At 54.4% G+C, this 20858-nt stretch carries 22 protein-coding genes; 14 read left to right on the top strand and 8 right to left on the bottom strand.

Translation table 11 applies throughout. From position 1 onward, the window contains the following. The first annotated feature begins 1 nt into the window (after position 1). From KKD83_09750 to KKD83_09725, 6 genes are read left to right on the top strand one after another with little or no spacing between them, the layout of a single operon-like run. Positions 2–484, top strand: a complete 483-nt coding sequence (locus KKD83_09750) for an NADH-quinone oxidoreductase subunit J (protein ID MBU2536429.1) — start codon at positions 2–4, stop codon at positions 482–484. Between the two features lie 10 nt (positions 485–494). Further along, positions 495–800: an NADH-quinone oxidoreductase subunit NuoK gene (gene nuoK / locus KKD83_09745; GenBank protein ID MBU2536428.1), complete on the top strand. Its 306-nt coding sequence runs from the start codon at positions 495–497 to the stop codon at positions 798–800. A gap of 4 nt (positions 801–804) precedes the next feature. Continuing rightward, complete coding sequence (locus KKD83_09740) at positions 805–999, top strand: hypothetical protein (GenBank protein ID MBU2536427.1); 195 nt, start codon at positions 805–807, stop codon at positions 997–999. Continuing rightward, positions 996–2912, top strand: a complete 1917-nt coding sequence (nuoL, locus tag KKD83_09735; GenBank protein MBU2536426.1) for an NADH-quinone oxidoreductase subunit L — start codon at positions 996–998, stop codon at positions 2910–2912. Before KKD83_09740 ends, nuoL begins: the two co-directional genes overlap by 4 nt. An 18-nt stretch (positions 2913–2930) precedes the next feature. Then, positions 2931–4424, top strand: a complete 1494-nt coding sequence (locus tag KKD83_09730) for an NADH-quinone oxidoreductase subunit M (GenBank protein MBU2536425.1) — start codon at positions 2931–2933, stop codon at positions 4422–4424. A 27-nt stretch (positions 4425–4451) separates the two neighbouring features. Then, positions 4452–5906, top strand: coding sequence for an NADH-quinone oxidoreductase subunit N (locus KKD83_09725; GenBank protein ID MBU2536424.1), 1455 nt, complete (start codon positions 4452–4454; stop codon positions 5904–5906). Between the two features lie 8 nt (positions 5907–5914). Here KKD83_09725 and KKD83_09720 read toward each other — a convergent pair whose 3' ends face one another. Genes KKD83_09720 through KKD83_09710 form a run of 3 tightly spaced genes read right to left on the bottom strand, consistent with a single transcriptional unit; the run spans position 5915 to position 9028 of the window. Beyond that, entirely contained in the window at positions 5915–7171 is a 1257-nt protein-coding gene (locus tag KKD83_09720) for an MFS transporter (GenBank protein MBU2536423.1), read from the bottom strand. 42 nt (positions 7172–7213) lie between these two features. Beyond that, on the bottom strand, positions 7214–8470 hold the full coding sequence (locus KKD83_09715) for an MFS transporter (protein ID MBU2536422.1): 1257 nt from the start codon (positions 8468–8470) through the stop codon (positions 7214–7216). Between the two features lie 15 nt (positions 8471–8485). After that, complete coding sequence (locus KKD83_09710; protein ID MBU2536421.1) at positions 8486–9028, bottom strand: methyltransferase domain-containing protein; 543 nt, start codon at positions 9026–9028, stop codon at positions 8486–8488. Between the two features lie 342 nt (positions 9029–9370). On the opposite strand from KKD83_09710, the gene KKD83_09705 reads away from it, so the two are divergent. The 8 genes from KKD83_09705 to KKD83_09670 all read left to right on the top strand — a co-directional run bounded on the left by KKD83_09705 (position 9371) and on the right by KKD83_09670 (position 17744). Further along, positions 9371–9511: a hypothetical protein gene (locus KKD83_09705; protein ID MBU2536420.1), complete on the top strand. Its 141-nt coding sequence runs from the start codon at positions 9371–9373 to the stop codon at positions 9509–9511. Positions 9512–9783: 272 nt separating this feature from the next. After that, positions 9784–12240 carry a leucine--tRNA ligase gene (leuS, locus tag KKD83_09700; GenBank protein MBU2536419.1) on the top strand — a complete coding sequence of 819 codons (2457 nt, stop codon included), beginning with the start codon at positions 9784–9786 and terminating at the stop codon, positions 12238–12240. 13 nt (positions 12241–12253) lie between these two features. Next, positions 12254–13054: a pyrroline-5-carboxylate reductase gene (locus KKD83_09695; protein MBU2536418.1), complete on the top strand. Its 801-nt coding sequence runs from the start codon at positions 12254–12256 to the stop codon at positions 13052–13054. Positions 13055–13192: 138 nt separating this feature from the next. Beyond that, positions 13193–13675, top strand: a complete 483-nt coding sequence (locus KKD83_09690) for a MarR family transcriptional regulator (protein ID MBU2536417.1) — start codon at positions 13193–13195, stop codon at positions 13673–13675. 48 nt (positions 13676–13723) lie between these two features. Further along, positions 13724–15136: an efflux RND transporter periplasmic adaptor subunit gene (locus tag KKD83_09685; protein ID MBU2536416.1), complete on the top strand. Its 1413-nt coding sequence runs from the start codon at positions 13724–13726 to the stop codon at positions 15134–15136. A gap of 59 nt (positions 15137–15195) precedes the next feature. Next, on the top strand, positions 15196–15909 hold the full coding sequence (locus KKD83_09680) for an ABC transporter ATP-binding protein (GenBank protein MBU2536415.1): 714 nt from the start codon (positions 15196–15198) through the stop codon (positions 15907–15909). A gap of 26 nt (positions 15910–15935) precedes the next feature. Next, entirely contained in the window at positions 15936–17186 is a 1251-nt protein-coding gene (locus tag KKD83_09675) for an ABC transporter permease (GenBank protein MBU2536414.1), read from the top strand. 69 nt (positions 17187–17255) lie between these two features. Further along, entirely contained in the window at positions 17256–17744 is a 489-nt protein-coding gene (locus KKD83_09670; GenBank protein ID MBU2536413.1) for a CvpA family protein, read from the top strand. A gap of 125 nt (positions 17745–17869) precedes the next feature. Here KKD83_09670 and KKD83_09665 read toward each other — a convergent pair whose 3' ends face one another. From KKD83_09665 to ftsZ, 5 genes are all read right to left on the bottom strand, one after another. Then, positions 17870–18136 (bottom strand): YfhL family 4Fe-4S dicluster ferredoxin, encoded by a 267-nt coding sequence (locus KKD83_09665; protein ID MBU2536412.1) that lies wholly within the window; start codon positions 18134–18136, stop codon positions 17870–17872. Between the two features lie 68 nt (positions 18137–18204). Then, positions 18205–18690, bottom strand: a complete 486-nt coding sequence (coaD, locus tag KKD83_09660) for a pantetheine-phosphate adenylyltransferase (GenBank protein MBU2536411.1) — start codon at positions 18688–18690, stop codon at positions 18205–18207. Next, complete coding sequence (locus tag KKD83_09655; GenBank protein MBU2536410.1) at positions 18687–19241, bottom strand: RsmD family RNA methyltransferase; 555 nt, start codon at positions 19239–19241, stop codon at positions 18687–18689. Before KKD83_09655 ends, coaD begins: the two co-directional genes overlap by 4 nt. Positions 19242–19395: 154 nt before the next feature. After that, positions 19396–19608, bottom strand: a complete 213-nt coding sequence (locus KKD83_09650) for a hypothetical protein (protein MBU2536409.1) — start codon at positions 19606–19608, stop codon at positions 19396–19398. A 66-nt stretch (positions 19609–19674) separates the two neighbouring features. Then, positions 19675–20832: a cell division protein FtsZ gene (gene ftsZ, locus KKD83_09645; GenBank protein ID MBU2536408.1), complete on the bottom strand. Its 1158-nt coding sequence runs from the start codon at positions 20830–20832 to the stop codon at positions 19675–19677. Between the last annotated feature and the right edge of the window lie 26 nt (positions 20833–20858).

Below are 20858 nucleotides of genomic sequence, written 5' to 3'. Positions count from 1 at the left end.
AATGGCTATCTCTTTCTGGATGCTGGCGGTGGTGGCGGTAATCGCCGCGCTGGGCGTGGTGCTGCTGCGGAACGTTTTCCGGGCGGCGCTCTCGCTGATACTGTGTTTCCTCGTGGTGGCCGGGCTTTACATTACCCTCAGCGCCGATTTTCTGGCCGCAGTCCAGATTCTGGTCTATGTGGGCGCCATATCGGTATTGATAATCCTGGCCATCATGATGACCAGAGAGGTACAACGGGGCAGCCCCAACAGCCGTTTTCAAATCCCCGCTTTTATCGTTGCCCTGCTGTTCCTGGAAGTATTAGTCCTGACGTTAATCAATACGCCGTGGCAGATATCAAGCGTGCCACCGACGGCACCGACCACCTCCGCGCTGGCCAACAGCCTTTTCGGCGAGGGTGGCTATCTCCTGCCGGTGGAAATCGCCGCGGTGTTGCTGCTATCCGCCATTCTGGGAGCGATTGTCCTGGCGAGGGAGAAGTAAGCAAATGGTCATCGGCCTGCAGCATTATTTGATATTATCCGCCATCCTGTTCTCCATCGGCCTTTACGGCGTGCTGGCCAAGCGCAATGCGGTCATCGTCCTGATGTGCATCGAGCTGATGCTCAATGCGGTCAATATCACGCTGGTGGCGTTCTCGCGCTACGTGGTGCCGGCGCTGCTTACCGGCCAGGTCTTCGCCATTTTCGTCATTGTCGTGGCAGCGGCCGAAGTAGCCGTGGGACTGGCGATTATCTTCGCCATCTACCGCGGACTGGAAGATATAGATGTCAGCAAAATCGATTTACTGAAGTGGTAACAAGATGTGGATTGAAGTCAAAAAAGCCAGAAGCCTGATGGTCGCCGAGATGTGGAAGGAGCTCTTTGAAGGAGAAGGGATTCCCGCCCGCATCATACCGGCTTCCGGCATACCTATTGGCCAGGAATTTACCGAGTATTCTGTCCTGGTGCCAAAGGACAAAGAACACGTGATTCGGGATGTATTGAGGAAGCTATGATGCCGCATCAACTGGCCTGGCTGATATTCCTGCTCCCGCTCTTCTCGTTTGTCATCATCGCTTTCTTCATCCGTCCTTTCGTCAGGGCGGAATCAAAGATAGCCGGCTATATCACCATCTTATCGATTGGTGGCTCGCTGGCCCTTTCCGTCTGGGCGCTCTTCGCCGTGATGGCGGCACCACACCACGAGATACCCGTCCCCGACATAACCTGGGTGGTCATCGAAGACGGGGTGACTATTCACCTCGGCCTGATTATGGATTCTTTGACGGCGGTGATGCTCGTCGTGGTTACCGTGGTCAGCCTGATGGTGCAGATTTACTCGCAGGGTTACATGCACGGCGACCCCGGCTACCATCGCTACTACGCCTGGATGTCGCTCTTCACCGCCTCGATGATTGGACTGGTGATAGCCGATAATCTGCTCTTCCTGTTCGTCTTCTGGGAAATGGTGGGGCTGTGTTCGTATCTCCTCATCGGTTTCTGGTTCCACAAACCGTCCGCCGCCGATGCCGCCAAGAAGGCGTTCATCGTTACCCGGCTCGGCGACTTCGGTTTCCTGGCCGGCATACTGCTGCTCTACCTGAACACGGGCACCTTTGATATCCACGAACTGCATGAACTGGCCATTGCCGGCGCGCTGGCAGGCACCGTGCTTACCTGGGCGGCCATCGGCATCTTCGCCGGCGCCGTGGGCAAGTCAGCCCAGTTCCCGCTCCACGTCTGGCTGCCCGACGCCATGGAAGGCCCGACCCCGGTCAGCGCTTTAATTCACGCGGCAACGATGGTGGCGGCCGGCGTCTTCCTGGTCGCCCGCATGTTCCCCCTATTCGAGCACTCAGCAGAGGCGCTGACCACCGTGGCCATTATAGGAGGGATTACCGCCATTTTCGCCGCCTCGATGGGGCTGGTGATGAACGATATCAAGCGCGTGCTGGCCTACTCCACCATCAGCCAGCTCGGCTACATGATGCTGGGGCTGAGCACCGGCGGGGTGGCCATCGGCATCTGGCACCTGTTCAACCACGCTTTTTTCAAGGCGCTCCTGTTCCTCGGGGCGGGCAGCGTCAACCATGCCACCGGCACCTTTGACATGCGCCTGATGGGCGGCCTGCGTAAATACATGCCCTGGACCTACGTCACCTTCGTCATCGCCTCATTGAGCATCGCCGGCATCTGGCCGCTCTCTGGCTTCTGGAGCAAGGACGAGATAGTAATCAGCGCTTTCGCCAGCCAGCCCGTGCTGTTTTACCTGGCGATTATTACCGTATTCATGACCGCCTTCTACATGTTCCGCGCCGTCTTTATGACCTTCGGCGGGGAATACCGGGGCGGTGACCCCAACACCCACGGACATGACAGCCACCACGGCCAGCCCCACGAATCGCCCAGGGTGATGACCATACCCCTGATAATTCTGGCCGTTCTATCCATATTCTCCGGACTCTGGAACGTAACCGGCCACTTCGGCGCCTTCATGGGGCACGGCGGTACGCACGGCTTCTTTGAAGGCCTCTTCCACCCCTTCACCCAGCCGCTCCCCTGGATATCGCTGATACTGGCCGGGCTGGGCATTTTACTCGCTTACGCCATGTACAGTAAATCTTGGATTTCAGCGGAGCGCGTGGGCGGCATGTTCAAGCCGCTCCATACCCTGTTCTACCGGAAATACTGGTTCGATGAACTGTATGAGAACATCATCGTCAAGAATGCCCTGCTCAAAGGGCTTTTCGCCAGCTTTGAGCAGTTCGATAACCGGGTCGTGGACGGGGCAGTCAACGGTGTGGCCAATGGCGCCATCGCCAGCGGACGAGCCGTTCGATACGCCCAGACGGGGCAGCTCCAGCTCTACGGCCTGTTTATCGGCATTGGCATACTGGCGATTGTTTTCGTTATTTACTTCTTTGGTTAGAAAAAGGAGCTTAAATTGTTGGGTTCGGGCTATCTGACAACGATACTCTTCCTGCCCGCGGCAGGGGCGGTGCTCATTGCCTTTGTGCTCGCCAACCGTGACCGGCTGATTAAGTGGACGGCGGCTCTCTTCACTTTCGTGCCGCTGGCCCTGTCCCTCATCCTATTCGCCCTGTTTGACCGGTCGCCGGAAGCCGCCGGTTTGATTCAGTTTCAGGAAAAGGCGCTGTGGATTGCCCCGATTAACGCCTACTATCACCTGGGCGTGGATGGCTTGAGCCTGCCGCTGATGGTGCTCACCGCTTTCCTGGGTTTTCTGGCGGTGCTCATCTCCTGGAAGATTGACATGAGGGTACGCGAGTATTTCGCCTGGCTCCTGCTTTTAGAAACCAGCATCCTCGGCGTCTTCCTCTCGCTTGACCTGCTGCTCTTCTTCGTAATGTGGGAGATAGAGGTCATCCCAATGTATTTCCTGATAAACATCTGGGGGGCAGGACGCAAGGAGTACTCCGCAATCAAGTACGTTGTGTACACGCTGTTCGGCAGCGCCTTTATGCTGGCCGGCATCCTGAGCCTGTATTTCACCACCGGCAGCCTGAGTATGCTGGAAATCGGTAAACAGGGTCTCGGTCTGGTGCAGTCGATAATGCCGGCGGCAGCCATCTTCTTCCTGCTCCTCATCGGCTTTGCCGTTAAACTGCCCGTCTTCCCGTTCCACACCTGGCTGCCCGATGCCCATACCGACGCGCCGACGGCGGTCAGCGTCATGCTGGCCGGGGTGCTCATCAAAATGGGTGGCTACGGCATGATACGCCTGTGCGTAACCATGTTTCCGTCGGTAGCACAGCAATATGCCGTCATCCTGGTCATACTGGCAATCATCGGTGTGCTCTACGGTGCCGCGGTTACCATGCGACAGACCGACTTCAAACGGATGATCGCATACAGCAGCATCAGCCACATGGGCTATGTACTGCTGGGCATTTTCGCCCTGGGTAAGGTGAGCCTGGTCGGCGCCGCCCTCCAGATGTTCAGCCACGGGCTGGTCACCGGCCTGCTCTTCGCCATGGTGGGGCTGGTGATGCATAACACTCATGAACGTGACCTGCGCCGGCTGGGCGGCCTGGCACGGCAGGTACCGATTATCACCGTGGTCTTCTCCCTCGCCGGTCTGGCCTCGCTGGGGCTGCCGAGCACCAGCGGCTTCGCCGCCGAGTTCCTGGTATTTGTCGGCAGCTACACCTCCACCGTTGTGCCCTGGATTCAGGGGTATACTATCCTCGGCGTGCTCGGTGTGGTGGTTACCGCCGGCTATATACTCTGGATGCTGCAGCGCGTTTTCTACGGCCCGCCGCTGGAGCAGTACGACGGCACGGCTGACGCCGATGTTCTGGAGAGAGTCTATATGTTCGCCTTCGTGGCGGTGATTATGCTGGTGGGTATCTATCCGGCCATTCTCACCGACGTGATAAAACTCGGGATTTCGCCCGTTGTGGGACTTTTAGGTGGCTAGAATGATAACAAGGAGTAGATATTGAACCTGGCCCTGTTCATACCGGAAATAACCCTGGTTGCTATCGCGGCCATCGTTATCCTGCTCGATTTATTCATTGAGCAGAAGCGGTGGCTGGCACAGGTCAGCATTTCCGGGCTTGTAATCGCGGGCGGCGTTACCATCGCCATGTGGGGGGGCAGCTACCCGGCCATCTTCAGCAACATGCTGGCCGTGGACAATTTTGCCCTTTTCTTCAAGGTGCTCTTTCTGGGTGTCGCCTTCCTGGTAATCCTCTCCTCGACCGACTACGTTAGCAAGTTCTCGCGCTTCCAGGGTGAATACTACGCACTGGTGCTCCTTGCCACGCTGGGCATGATGCTTATGGCCGCCACCACCAACCTGATTGCCATCTACATCGCCCTCGAGCTGACCAGCATCTCCCTCTACGCACTGGTCGGTTTCCTGAAAGACAAGAAATCAACCGAGGCGTCATTGAAGTATCTGCTGCTGGGAGCAATTGCCTCGGCGGTGCTGCTCTACGGCATGGCACTGGTCTTCGGCTTTACCGGCAAAACGCAGCTGGGAGAAATCGCTCAGGTTTTGCAGACACTGCCCCCGATGACGCTTTTAGCCAGCCCCGGATTGTTGATGGGCATCGTGCTGCTGGTTGCCGGGTTCGGTTTCAAAATCGCCGCCGTTCCCTTCCAGATGTGGGTGCCTGATGTTTACGAGGGAGCCCCGACTCCCATCACCGCCTACCTGTCCGTGGCCAGCAAGGCGGCTGGCTTCGCCGTTATCCTGCGGATTTTCTTCTCCGCCTTTGGCATGCCCGAGTGGTTGAGCCAGAACTGGGGGCTTATATTTGCCGCGCTGGCCGTGCTCAGCATGACCATCGGCAACATCACCGCCATACCACAGGCCAATATCAAGCGCATGCTCGGGTACTCCAGCATCGCCCAGGCCGGCTACCTTATGGTGGGGCTAGCGGCCATGGGGATGGCATCTGGTGGGAGTATCCTGGGGCAGAGCGGAGTCCTCTTTTTCCTTACCAGTTACGCTTTCACCAACATGGGCGCCTTCATCGCCATCATCGCCATCTCCAGCAAGCTGGACAGCGACCTCATCGAGGGATATTCAGGGATGGGGAAAAGGGCACCGCTGCTGGCGCTGGCATTGACACTCTGCTTAATCTCGCTCATCGGTATGCCGCCGGCAGCCGGTTTCATGGCCAAGTTTTATATCTTCAGCGCTGCGGTGAACCACGGCCTGCTCTGGCTGGTGATAATCGCCGTAATAAACAGCGTCATTTCCGCCTACTACTATCTGCGCGTGGTCAAGGTGATGTGGCTGGGTGAGGCAGCATCCGCAGAGAAAGTACCCTCCTCCGGAGCCCTGCGACTGGCACTGTTTCTGTGCTGCATCGGTGTCCTGCTGCTGGGCATCATCCCGGGCTTTGCGATGAGGCTGGCGCAGCTCGCGGCCTCCATGTTCGTTTATTAACGAACCCGTCATTTGCTGGCCACGGCTCTGCCCGTTTCCCGCCTGATAAATGCGATGAGCACGGTGGTCACCAGCATCAACCCCACTCCCAATAAAAAGGATAGGGAATAGTCCTGTTTCAGATCAAAAATGACGCCGCCGATTATAGGGCCTACCGCCGCCCCAATGTTAAAACCGGCATCGAGTATTCCCAGAATGGCCCCCATTCGGCCGAGGCCAAAGGTTTCCCCGATTATCACTGCCATGACCGGTCCCATCCCTCCCCAGGCAAGGCCAAAAACGAGCGCGTAAAGATAGAACATCCACATCTCCTGTGCCCAGAGCAGCCACAGCATGCCCCCAGCGTGCATTAGGGTACAGAGCATCGCCGCCGTTTTCTTTCCCAGCCGGTCTGACGCCACCCCCAGCAATACCCTGCCGGCAAGCGTTGCCCCACCGGCCACGCTGAGGACAGTAGCTGCCTCCACCGCGGAGAACCCGAGGTCAGTCACATGGGGCACCAGATGCGTCATGATTATAAATATAGTGACGGCATAGAGGAAAAAGATGACAACCACCAACCAGAAGCTCCTGGTTCGGAACGCCTGCCACGGGGAAAGATAATCCGCCGATACTGCCGTTTTCTGATTCAATGCCGTACTTGCCGAGAATTCTGCTCCATCGGGTAGTGCACCAATCTCCTGAGGGTCTCGCCTGAGAAGCCAGGATAATGGAATCACCACCGCCAGTGCAATGATACCAAGGATGGTAAACGCCGTTCGCCAGTCAAAGGCGGAAATCAGATAGGTGGCAAAGGGAGCCACCACCAGTGGGCCCATTCCAGCACCTATGCTGGCAATGCCCAGAGCCAAGCCACGTTTCTTTTCAAACCAGCGGGAGACGGTTGACATCACCGTGACATAGATGGCACTGGTTCCTATCGCCAGCAGCAGACTGTAGGTAAAGAATATCTGCCAGAGGGCGCCGGTCTGTCCGGTGAGCAGCAGGCTGAGGCCGGTAAAAATGCCCATGAGAAGAAAAACAACTCTTGGGCCGTACCTGTCCAGAGCCCAGCCACCCAGAATGGTAAATATGCCGCCCAGTACCATCTGTACGGAAAAGATGGCTGACGTAGCCGCCCGACTCAATGCGAACTCGCTCTCCAGTGATTTAAAGAACACGCCAAAGGAAAAGCGAATCCCCCAGATAGCCGTGCCGGCAATACAAAAGGTGGCAACCACCACCCAGCCGTAAAAAACCTTGTCCCGGTATTTTTCAAATAACACGGGTATCGCTCCTGGCCACCAGGCTTGAACTCAACTTGGCGGTCATATACCTTTTCGCCCCGGTGCTTCCCGCCTCACCATGGTAACCAGCAAGGTGGCCACCAGCATAGCCACGGCTGCGATAATAAAGGCGGCCGTGTAATTGCCGCTGACATCGAAGATGTATCCCCCGACTGCGGGACCGGTCGCCGCCCCGATGCCAAAGCCGATTTCCAGCAATCCCAGCACGGCCCCGATATTCTTCACGCCGAAAGTGTCGCTGATTAGCGCGGCCCCGCTGCAACCAAAACCGCTGTAAAAGAAGCCGTAAACGAGCGCAAATATATACAGGCTCCACAGCCCTTGTGCCCATATCAGCCAGGCTATCGCCACCGCCTGAAGCAGTGTGCTGACCATGAACGTTATTTTCCTCCCTATCCTATCGGAAGCGATGCCCATTAATAATCGGCCCGGGATGGAAGCGAAGCCGAGGAGGCTGAGCACGGTGGCCGCCTCTATTGATGAAAAGCCGATGTCAGTGACGTGGGGAACAAGGTGGGTAACTATAAGAAATAGACCGGCAGCAAATAGAAACCAAATAGACGCGAAAACCCAGAAATTACGATTCTGAACGATGGACAGGAAAGGGTGCTGAGCCGGCGGCGAAGTCTCTGTTTCAGGCGGTGGCCCTGCATCGCCTATTTTAGCCCCGTCGGGCAGAGCGCCGATCTCACGCGGGTCTCTCTTCAATAACCGTGTTAGTGGTATCGCTATTACCCAGGAAATCAGCCCTATCACCAGATAGGCGGTATGCCAGTTGTAATTGGTGATGAGATAGGTGGCAAACGGTGCCATGACCATTGTCCCCAGCCCTATTCCCATGCTGGAGAGACCCAGCGCCAGCCCCCTCTTTTTATCAAACCATCGAGAGACGGCCGACATCGGCACAACGAAGAGAGGCCCGGTGCCCATGGCCAGCAACAGGCTGTAGGTGATAAATAGCTGCCAGAGGGCATTGGTCTGGCTGGTCAGCACCAGACTCAGGCCGGTAAAGACCGCCATGAGCAGGACAACACGTCGCGGTTCATAACGGTCCAGAGCCCAGCCGAAAAAGAAAGAGAAGAAACCAGCCAGCAATAAGTTGGCCGAAAGTATGGTTGAGGTTGCCGTCCGGGTAAGGTTGAATTCAGCCTCAATCGACTTGAAAAACACGCCGAAAGAGAAATGTATGCCGTAGAGCGTGATGCCAATCACCAGAAAAACGGCCACCACCACCCAGCCATAGAAAACCTTGTCGGTTAATCGCCAAGGAATCTGCACCGTCTACTCCTTTCGCTAGCTAGAGAGTGGTTTCTTAAACCTGACCGTGTAGTTCCAGAAGTTTCCCTGAGTGTCATCGAGCATGAACCCTTCCCGCCTGCCCAGTTTGATTACCGTGGAACGGAAAGGATAATCAGGGTCGGGGAAATATTCGGTGACCGCCAGAATGCCGCCCGGCTTGAGCACCCTTTTCACCTCGCGCAGTGCTCGTCTTTTATCCGGAATCTCCATGAGCACGGTAACCATATACGCCAGGTCAAAAAAATCGTCGGTGAAGGGCAGTTCATAGGCACTCGCCTCTTTCAACTCGACATTTTTGATATCCTGATTTTCCGCTTTGTCCAGCTTGCGCTCAAGCTGTCTTAGCATCGCCGGCTGGATATCAACCGCGTATAATTTCCCCTGCTCGCCGACCGTCCGGGCCATGAAGGTGGTATAGGCACCGCTGCCACAACCAAGCTCCATGACAGTCATTCCCGGCGTAATGCCGCTGCGCTCAACGATGGTTCTGGGCGGTTGGGAAAAGCGCCGGAAATCGCTATCAAGGATCCTCCCGATATAAGCCGGTGCCGGAAAATTGGTCGACTTCCTTACTAACCGAAGCAGCACCAGGATAAGAATAACGACCCCAATAACCGTGAGTATGATTTTCACTGCTATTTTCGCCCCGAATCGACTAATTATAGTTGATATTTTAGAGGATGAGCAACGTTCACACTCTGGCTGCGGACAAGTATGAGGCCATAGGACAGAGGCTAGATAAGAAATGAGCCCAGTCTACAGGATTTTTTTGCCACGTAACACTCAAATTCATTCCTTTTTGACCGTTGTGGCTATTGACAACACGGAAGGAATAGTTTATTCTTGCTACTAATCCTAATAAACTAAAGGAGGGAAATTATGCAGGCATATTGTGTGAAGTGCCGCTCCAAAAGGGAGATGAAAGACGCCAGGCAAATCACCATGAAGAATGGCAAACCGGCAACTCAGGGTGTATGCCCCGTATGCGGCACCAAAATGTTCCGAATTGGGAAAGCTTAAACCAATCTCAATTTTATAAAGTAAACAATATAAGAGAGACTGGATAGCGAGCGTATGAGTATCCAGTCTCTCTGCTTTTTAAAACCCCTCGACTGCGCAAAGGCCAGCTTATTGACGAGCCTCGGTCAATTGAGCTAGACTTATGTAGTGAACTAAGAGGAAGGTGAGCGTCATGAGAGGGGTTATACCCCTCTTTTCACAAATATCTCCTTTCTTTGATTCATTTATTACGTGTTCAGGTATCTGGATACCGTTCTGGCAACGGAGGATAGATGATAGACAGGTACAACCCTCAGGAAATCGAGGCGAAATGGCAGCAGCGCTGGGAAAAAGACAAACTCTACCAGGTCAGCGATGATGACCCGAGGCCGAAATGGTACGCGCTGACCATGTACCCCTACCCGTCCGGAGACCTTCACATCGGGCACTGGTATGCCATGGCGCCGTCGGACGTCCGCGCCCGCTTCAAGCGAATGCAGGGTTATAACGTTCTCCACCCGATGGGCTTTGATGCCTTCGGCCTTCCTGCCGAGAACGCCGCTATCCAGCGCGGTATTCACCCTTTCACCTGGACCATGCAGAACATTGAGAACATGCGCCGCCAGCTCCGGAACATCGGCGCTATCTACGACTGGAGCCGGGAAGTGGTCACCTGCCTTCCCGAGTACTACAGGTGGACGGAGTGGTTTTTCCTGAAGCTGTATGAAGCCGGCCTGGCCTATCGTGGCAAAGCTCCGGTGAACTGGTGTCCCAAGTGCCAGACGGTGCTCGCCAACGAGCAGGTGCTGGCTAGCGGTTTCTGCGAGCGATGTAATACCGCGGTTACCCGTCGCGACCTTGAGCAGTGGTTCTTCCGCATCACCAAATACGCCGATGAACTGATGAATTTCGACGGCATCGACTGGCCGGAACGTATTCAAATCATGCAGCGCAACTGGATAGGCAGAAGCGAGGGAACGGAAATATCCTTTGCCCTTGACCACCCGGGCGTACCGGAAAAAGAGATCCGGGTCTTCACCACCCGTCCGGACACCACTTTCGGCGTCACCTTCATGGTGTTCGCGCCCGAGCACCCGCTGGTTTCCGTGCTGACCACGCCGGATAAAAAAGCTGAGGTTGACGCATATATTGCCAAATCAAGACAGCTGAGCGAAATAGAGAGATTATCCACCGAGAAAGAAAAGGACGGCGTCTTTATCGGGTCATACTGCACCAACCGTCTGAACGGAGAGAAAGTTCCCATCTGGATTGCCGACTACGTGCTTTTGAGCTACGGCACGGGAGCGGTGATGGGCGTACCGGCCCATGACGAGCGTGATTTCCTCTTCGCCAGGAAGTACGATATCCCAATACCCGTGGTTATCGCGCCGCCGGGTTGGCAGGGTGAAGAGCTGGAAGAGGCCTACATCGAAGAAGGAACACTGGTGAACTCCGGCCAGTTCGACGGTATCCCCAGCAAGCAGGGCATCGAGGCTGTTTCCGATTTCCTCGAGGAGAAAGGCTGGGGCAAACGGACTGTCAGCTACCGGCTGCGGGACTGGCTTATTTCGCGCCAGCGTTACTGGGGTGCCCCCATCCCAATGGTCTACTGCGATAAATGCGGCATTGTCCCCGTCCCCGAGGCAGACCTGCCCGTATTATTGCCCGAAGATGCCGAGTTCAGGCCGACCGGCGAATCACCACTGAAATACCACGAGCAGTTTGTCAATACCACCTGTCCGCGCTGTGGAGGGCCCGGCAAGCGCGAGACGGATACCATGGATACTTTTATGTGCTCTTCGTGGTATTTCCTGCGCTATACCAGCCCTGACACCAACGATGCCCCCTTTGACGATAATAAGCTTAAGTTCTGGATGCCGGTGGACCTCTATACCGGCGGAGCGGAACACGCCGTGATGCACCTGCTCTACTCCCGTTTCTTTATAAAGGCACTGCGCGACATTGGAATAGTCGACTTCGATGAGCCTTTTACCCGCCTCTTCAACCAGGGGATTATCATCGCCGAGAAGCAGAAGATGAGCAAGTCGCTCGGCAACGTGATTACCCCGGACGATTATGTAGCCGAGCTGGGCGCAGACGCAGTACGGGCTTACCTCATGTTCCTGGCACCATGGGAGCAGGGTGGCGAGTGGAATGACAGCAGCATCAGCGGCATCAGCCGCTGGCTGAACCGGATATGGCAGCTGGCGCTCGGTGGCTATCAGGTCAGCGAAAAGGCGACGCCTGACAGCACAGAGAAAGCGGAGAGAGAATTATCCCGTTTTACCCATCAGACCATCAGGCGGGTAACTCGGGACATAGAAAAATTCCGCTTCAATATCATGCTATCGGCGTTGATGGAGTTCACCAATTGCCTCACCGGAATAAAGGAGGCCGGCTCCGTCAGCACTCCGGTGTGGGAAGAGTCAATTGATACCCTGCTCCGGCTCCTAGCGCCTACCGCCCCCCACCTCACCGAAGAACTCTGGGAGAGGACAGGTCGTCAGTATAGCATCCACAACCAGCTCTGGCCGCAGTGGAATGAGGAACTGGCCAAGGATGAGGAAATCACACTGGTGGTCCAGGTGAACGGCAAGCTCCGCGACCGCATCGCCGTGCCGGCGTCTACCACCGAGGTTGAAGCTAGACAAATTGCTGCGGAATCAATGCGGGTACAGCCACACCTGAAGGGGAAAGAAGTCGTCAAGGAAATATATGTCCACGGACTGTACAATTTCGTGGTGAAGTAAGGGGTGAAGCAAAGTGAAGATAGCTTTCATCGGCGGCGGGGCGATGGGGGAAGCAATACTGGCCGCCGCTCTGAACCGTGGCCTGAGCACTCCGCAGGCCGTCTGGGTCAGCGACATTAAGGAGGAACGCCGCCAGTACCTGAAGCAGACCTACGGAATTTCCGTGACTGATAACAATGCTGAGGCGGCTGGTCATGGCGACATCATTATTCTTGCCATCAAACCGCAGAACCTGCCCGAACTAATACCCGAGCTAAGCGGCCAGATTAGAGCAGGCCAGCTTGTCCTTTCTATCATCGCTGGAGCTAGAGTTGAGACATTATGTAAAGGTTTTGACCATCGCCAAGTCATTCGCGTAATGCCTAATACGCCGGCCCAGATTGGCGAAGGAATCAGCGTCTGGACCGCCACTCCTGAGGTGACAGAAATTCAGAAAGAACAGGCGAGAGCCATCCTGAGCACCATGGGCAAGGAGATCTTTGTCGCTGATGAGGGATATCTCGATATGGCCACAGCGGTGAGCGGTAGCGGCCCGGCCTACTTTTTCCTCTTTGTTGAGTGCCTGGTTGAAGCTGCGGCCAGGGTCGGGTTTTCCGAGGATACGGCACAGGAACTGGTGCTTCAGACCATGCTCGGTTCCGGCCATCTGCTCCAGAAATCCGGGAAATCCCCTGCCGAATTGCGCCGTATGGTCACTTCACCCGGTGGTACCACCGCCGCCGCCCTGCAGCAGTTTGAAAACGGGCACTTTCGCGAACTGGTTCAGCAGGCAGTCGAGGCTGCCTATCGCAGAGCCAGAGAACTCGGCAAATAACCTGCTGCAATCCTGCATGGCTTTAAATCTTTTTGTTAAATTTTTATTAAATTCTTTAAATTCAATACGTTCAGTCTTGACAAAACGTTCTATACTCACTATAATAATGAGCAAAGAAATAGAACCGGGGTAAGGTGGATGGAAGACAGTCAGACCAAAGATAAACAGTTTGCGGAAGAAGTTGGCATAGTTTTCGAGCAAACGGGTATGCCCCGGATGGCCGGCCGTATTCTGGGCTGGCTTCTCATCTCTGACCCCCCGCACCAATCACCCGAAGAGCTTACCAAAGCCTTAATGGCCAGCAAGGGTTCCATCAGCACCATGACCCGTCTCCTCATCCAGATCGGCCTTATCGAACGTCTCAGCTTGCCCGGTGTCAGGCATGATTACTTCCGTCTGCGCTCCGATGCCTGGCAGCATATGGTAGGTCGTGGACTTACTGAAGAAATTAAAATGGTCCGGCAGCTTGCCGAACACGGGCTTGAACTGCTTGGCGATAAGACCCCCGTGACGAGGAAATGGCTGGTGGAGATGCGCGATGTGTATACCTTTCTGGAGCACGAGTTCCCCACCCTGCTGGAAAGATGGGAGAAAGAACACCAGAAGGTAACCAAGCAGTAGAGTGAAGTCATTAGCAAGGCACGATGTGCTTACCTAGGAGGACACAGAATGAAAAAAGTACGAATCATCGCCGCTTTTCTACTCCTGCTCATCTTAATAGCGGTTACTGCCTGCAATCCCCTGGGGGAGGGCGAGGAAGAGGCAGAACAGTATGTTGAAGTGGAAAAGGGAGACCTGTTCGTTACGGTCAGCGGTAGCGGCAACATAGAGACATCAGAGGATGCCAATCTGAGCTTTGGCAGCGGTGGTCGCATCGCCAGGATATATGTTGAGGAAGGTGACCGGGTTACCAAAGGTAAAATTCTGGCGGAACTCGATACTGACTCTCTGGAACTGGCCAGGGACCAGGCCCAGTATGCGCTTACCCAGGCCGAGGTAGCGCTCATCCAGGCAGAGCTGAGCCAGAAAATCGCGGAATACAATCTGGATAATGTTCTGGACCAGCAAGATGGGCTGGAGCTGGCTTTGTTCAATGCCCAGATAAACGTGAGGTCGGCTGAGCACCATGTTGATGAAACCCAGGATATATACACCTGGCCGGACATTGAGACAGCGCAGAAAGACGTGGACAACGCCAAGGCATTCCTAGAGTATGCGCTTGACCAAGGCCTGCCCACGCCAACGGTGGAATATGCACAAAGAAGATTAGACATAGCAGAGGCAGTGCTGGACGTTAAAAGAAGCACCTATGATACCGAAGAAGTAGCCATCGCCAAGCTGCAGCTGGAGGCGGCCGAACTGGCCGAAGCCCAGGCCCAGAAAAACCTCGATGGGATGAATGAGGACATCGCCATAAAGGAACTGCAGATTGAGGCAGCCAGAGCAGCCGTTGAGCAAAACAAACAGGCGGTGGCACTGGCCCGGCAATCTCTGGAACAGACGAAGAAAGACCTGAAAGAAGGAATCATCACTGCCCCATTCGATGGCATGGTGGCCAGTATCACCGCGGAAGAAGGCGATACGATACCGTCACCATCGGTGGCGCCCAGACAGGTTATAAGCCTGATTAACCCCACCAGTATGGAGCTGGTGGTGGAAGTGGATGAAATCGATATCCCTGACGTGGAGGTAGGGCAGGAGGTGATTATAACCCTTGACGCACTGTCCGACGAGGAGTACAGCGGCGTGGTCACCACCATCTATCCGGTACCGCTCGAGATCGGCGGCGTTATCGTCTACGAAGTTAAAATTGAGCTTGATGTACCGGAGGACTCGGGAGTGAGGATCGGCATGAGTGCTAATGCCGATATCGTTCTGGCCAGCCGTACCGATGTCTTGCTGGTGCCGGCTCGCGCCATCAGCGAAGATAGCGAGGGTAATCCCGTAGTCAGCGTGGTCATTGAGGACGATGAACTTGAAGAAAGGCCGGTAATAGTCGGCATCAGCGACGGCTTCGATACGGAAATCATCAGCGGCCTCAAGGTCGGAGAAACGATACTGGCCAGGAGTAAACGCCCGTAATATCGGGCATGTTTTATACTGACCGCGTTATTTGAGATTATTAAGAATAGGAGCACCAAATGATCCAGCTTGATAATATCACCAAAATCTACCGGATGGGCAAGGTTGAGGTCCCGGCTCTCCGGGGAATAGACCTGACCATCAATCAGGGAGACATGGTGGCTATCGTTGGGGCGTCCGGTTCAGGAAAGTCAACACTGATGAACATCATCGGCTTTCTGGACAAGCCTACTGCAGGCAAATATATGCTGGAAGGTACGGATGTCAGCCGGCTCAATGATAACAAGCTCGCCGAGTTTAGAAACAAGAAAATCGGCTTTGTCTTCCAGACGTTTAATCTCCTTCCGCGCGCCTCGGCCCTTTCCAATGTGGAACTGCCTTTAATATACAGTGGCGGCGGAGGGCGGCGCAAGAGAAGCCTGGAAGCGTTGGAAAGGGTTGGGCTGGGAGAACGGGCCACCCATAAACCCACCGAACTCTCCGGCGGCGAGCAGCAGCGCGTGGCCATTGCCCGGGCACTGGTGAACAATCCTTCACTTATTCTGGCGGATGAGCCTACGGGCAACCTGGATAGTGCCGTCACCACGGAGATTATCCGCATCTTTTCCCAGCTTCACAAGGAAGGGATTACCGTCATTCTGGTCACGCATGAAATGGACATTGCCACGCAGACCCAGCGCATAATACGCCTGCTGGACGGCAGGATTATCAGCGACGAAAAAGTTACGCACAATGATGAAATAATACGCAAACGAAAAGATATCGGCGTTTAATATCAATTAAACAGCAGGAGACATAATTGAAATTTGTAGATTCTATTGTCATCGCCATCAGGTCGCTATTCGCCAACAAGCTGCGGTCTTCGCTGACCATGCTGGGCATAATCATCGGGGTGGGGTCAGTCATCACGCTCATGTCAGTGGCCAGGGGCGCCGAGGCTACCATTACCTCCGCTTATGAGGAATTGGGTGCTAACGTACTTACGATAATGCCCCGCAACCCTGAAGTGGAGGGAGGGTTCTCTTTGTCTCCGGCATATGCGCCACCAACGCTCACCATGGATGATGCCCGTGCCCTGGAGAACGTCAACGGCATCGACAATATCGCCCCGGTAAACGAGAATTTCATCACCCTAACCGCGGATGGCGAAACCAAGAGAGGACTGCTTCATGGAGCGACTCCGGTATATCTGGATGTTATGAAATATTCGGTGGCGTCCGGACAGTTTTTTACCGACCATCACGTGGCACAGCGTGCCAACGTGGTCGTCGTGGGCAGCGGAGTGGCCGAAGACCTGTTTGGTGACGATGAAGCCGTAGGCAAGCAGGTAAAAATGAAGAAACAGCGTTTTACCGTCATTGGCGTTCTCGAGGCCAAAGGCGGCGCGATGTTCGGTGTCAGCTTTGATGATGTCGTGATTGTGCCCATCACCACCTACCAGACGAGGCTCTTCCCCCAGAAGACCGCCACCGGCGAGGACGCAGTTGCTTCAATAAGTTTCCAGCTTACCGACCTGGAACTCAGTGAAGAGGTCACCGAGGAAATTGAATCCGTTTTGCGCCGCCGCCACAAATTGAAGGGCGATGATAAGAATGATTTTGCCATAGTCAGCCAGGAACAGGTACTGGAAATCGTCGGCCAGGTAACAGGGATATTCTCCATCGTCCTGGGCGCCATCGCCAGCATCTCACTGCTGGTGGGCAGTATCGGCATCATGAACATCATGCTCGTCTCCGTTACGGAGCGGACTCGGGAGATCGGGATCCGCAAAGCGGTGGGGGCCAAACGCCGCGATATTCTAATGCAATTCCTCATTGAGGCGGCAACGCTGGGCTTTGTCGGCGGCGGTATCGGTATCACCGGGGGCTGGCTTCTATCCTGGGCGATTTCACAGTTAGACATCGGCGGTTTCAAACTGGCCGCAGCTGTCTCCGCTGACATCATCATACTGGCCTTTGTGGTCTCGTTAACCATCGGGCTTCTCTCCGGTGTATGGCCGGCCTGGAAAGCCGCCCGACTCAACCCTATTGACGCGCTGCACTATGAATGATAATAATATTGGTATAATATTAATCAGGATATAAGGATTTAAACGGTAACGTTAAAGGTTTGATAAACCATGAGCTGGCTTGACATCGCCATCATCGTTGTAATCGGTATCACCGCCTTCATTGGCCTGAGAATCGGCATCATTAAGGCGGTGCTGACGCTCGTCGGAGTGATCGTTGGCGTTATTCTGGCCGGACGTTTTTACGTTGCCCTGGCTGATAGACTCACCTTCATCCCTCAGGAAACAGTGGCCCGGGTAGCTGCCTTTGCCATAATACTCATCGCTGTGATATTAATCGCCAGCATAATCGCCGGCGTTTTGAAATGGTTTGCCTCCATCATACTGCTTGGCTGGGTAAATCGACTTGGTGGGGCACTCCTCGGCCTGATAATGGGGGCCATATTCTGCAGTGCCCTGCTGGCTATCTGGACCAAATTCCTGGGCATATCCGAACCGATTGCGGAATCAGCCCTGGCTACCTTTCTGCTGGACCGCTTCCCTATGGTGCTGGCGCTACTGCCCGAGGAATTCGACTCGGTGCGTTCGTTCTTTCAATAAGAAATAGCTATTAATCTCTGAGGCAAGAGATTTAGATATGGGGGCTACGCGATATTGAATTAACACAACCGTAGCCCCCACCTATTCTATTAAATTGCAGGTATGGGATTGTAAGTCTAGTTACACTAAGTAACTGACGGCGTTTCTCCCGGATGCAGCTTCTTCCACTTTTCCAGAAGCTGCTCGCGGCTTTCCTTATGATCCGGATCAGCCACGCAGGAATCAACCGGGCACACTTCAGCGCATCGTGAGGAATCATAAGAGCCAACACATTCGGTGCATTTGCTGGGGTCAATAACGTAGATTGTCTCTCCTTCGGTTATTGCCTCGTTCGGGCACTCCGGCTCGCACGCCCCACAACTTATGCACTCCTCCGTAATCTTGTACGCCATGCATTTACCTCCTTTTCTACTTAAAAGGGCGCATTTGGGTAAAAAGCACTGGATATCCAATTCATCGATTATACTGTATTGTGAACTTTCTTTCGTAAAGCTTCCGCCACATGCTCCGGTACCAGGTCACTGACATTACCATTCAGCCGCGCTACTTCCTTCAGCAAGCTGGAACTGAGAAACTGATACTCTTGGCTTGCCATCAGGCAGAGCAGGTCCAGGTCCGGAGCCAGTTTACGGTTCATCATTGCCATCTCAAATTCTTTTTCAAAATCAGCATTCATCCTCAGGCCACGTATCATGACCTGAGCTTTTTCTCCTCTGACAAAATCAACCGTCAACCCACTGAATACTTTTACCTCAACGTTCGATATACCGGCTACCGCCCGTCTGGTCAACTCCACGCGTTCGTCGATGGTGAAGACGAGGTGCTTGTTTGATTTTTCGTACACCCCGATTATTACCCTGTCAAATAACTTGACCGCCCGCTGCACGATATCAAGGTGGCCGTTGGTAATCGGGTCAAAGGTCCCCGGGTAAACAGCTACAGTCACAATGTACCTCCCTTGCGGAGCACAGCAATACAGCTATCGCCATGGCGATGCTCCTTAACCATGTTCAGAGCACCATACGTGGAATTAAATGGAAGCAGAGATGAATGCGTCGCCATGACTATCGAGCTATAGCCGACCAGCCTGGATTCGGCTAACTGAGTTATCAGGTCTCCAATTGACGCATTAGAATAAGGAGAGTCCATCAGGATTATATCGTACTCCTTGTCCAAAAAGGAAAGTGCTTTGGCGACGCTGCAGCAATAAACATGCGCTTGATTAGAAAAACCCGTCTTTTCCAGATTTTGTTTTATTATAGCACAACACTGCGGTGCCCGTTCAACAAAGTCAACCCAGCCCGCCCCACGACTCAATGCTTCTACCCCGAGTTGTCCGCTGCCGGAAAAAAGGTCGAGCACCTGTGACCAATCATCAGCCATATTCTCCAGAATGGAAAAAATGGCCCCCTTGACCAAATCGGTCGCGGGACGGGTAACGGTTCCTCTGGGGGCTTTCAGCTGGTGCCCTTTTGCTTTACCGGCAATGACTCTCATGCCAAATACTATATAACTACGGATTCAACGCGCATTGAATGAACAGCGTCACATTATTAGGATAAATATTGTGGGAATAATTGTCAATAAAAACACAGTCGCGACCATTTGGTTTCTAGCCGGTAAACAGTCCTATTCCCAGAGATTCAGATAATCAGAAGTCCTGCCCTGGCAATAGCACCCGGTGCAAGCCGCAACACCGGCAACGCTCATACCTGCGGGCCACTTTATACAGCCCCTTTTTATTGCAGTAGGGACAGTAAGCAAACCTGAGCCCATTGCCGTTGCGGTTCTTGCCTTTTCCAATGAGGTAACCTGCAACTCCGTTTGAAGCCACGCCCTTTTGCTCCTGTCTATAATGTATCACACGCCCGCTCTCCGCTTCAACTACAGCTGGGCCCCTCACACCGTCTTTGTTGTTGCCGGATAATGCCTATTTCCAAAGCTGCTTATCTGTTGATTTAGATGCCGGAGTCATCAACGGCGGCTGCAATGGTTTCATGGCTGGTGTTATTGCCTGACGTCTGTGGCTGATCATGGGACGGCGCAGGAACGATGGAACATCCAGCTCATCCTCGCTCTTGATACCTTTGAGAAGCTGAGTCAGTTCATCATCCTGGCCCGCTCCGGTCAGCCCGAGCTTGGCCACAAACCCGGTGGCTATCAGAGTAATCCGGACGTCATTCTCCATTTCCGCATCGTGGGCGACACCGAAAATGATATTGGCCTCAGGGTCCACCGCCTGCCGGATAACGTCAGCCGCTTCGTTCACCTCGAACAGGGTGAGACTGGTGCCACCGACCACGTTGAAGAGAACCGCTTTCGAGCCATTGATGGTGACATCCAGCAACGGGCTATTCAAAGCCTGCTTGGCAGCCTCCACAGCACGATTCTGACCTGAGCCCCGGCCAATTGACATCCAGGCCGGCCCAGCGTCCTTCATGATGGACTTCACATCGGCGAAGTCCAGGTTGATCAGCCCGGGAGTGGTGATAACTTCAGCGATAGCCTGAACACCGTGCCTGAGAACGTCGTCGGCCAGCTTGAAGGCGCTATCCACGCCCGTTTTCTGGTCGCAGAGTGATAGCAGTTTATCGTTTGGAATGATTATCAGGGTATCAACTCTGCCGAGCAGCCTGGTAATGCCCTCATTGGCTACCTGCGTGCGGTGGACGCCTTCAAAGCCGAACGGCTTGGTGACCACGGCAATGGTCAGGGCGCCACTTTGTTTGGCTATATCTGCCACGACGGGCGCTGCCCCGGTGCCGGTGCCGCCACCCATACCACTGGTAATGAACACCATATCCGCACCGCTGACAATCTCACTAAGCTCCTCACGACTCTCTTCAGCAGCTTTCTGGCCCAGGTTATGGTCGCCGCCAACGCCTAGCCCTCTGGTCAGTTTCTCGCCAAGCTGAACTCTTATGGGAGCTTCAGTAACCGCCAAGGCCTGGGCATCGGTATTCATGGCAATGAATTCCACGCCCTGGATTTCTTCCCTGACCATGCGGGTTATCGCGTTGCAGCCGCCACCACCCAAGCCAATAACTTTGATTTTGGCCGGATTCGCCACAAAACTTGACTTTGCCATTTCCCCCTCCTTTTTACATTAATCTA

The sequence above is a fragment of the Chloroflexota bacterium genome (assembly GCA_018829775.1).
Taxonomy (GTDB): domain Bacteria; phylum Chloroflexota; class Dehalococcoidia; order Dehalococcoidales; family RBG-16-60-22; genus E44-bin89.
The sequence above is the reverse complement of the archived record's forward strand: the minus strand, read 5'-3'. Positions and strand labels throughout refer to the sequence as shown.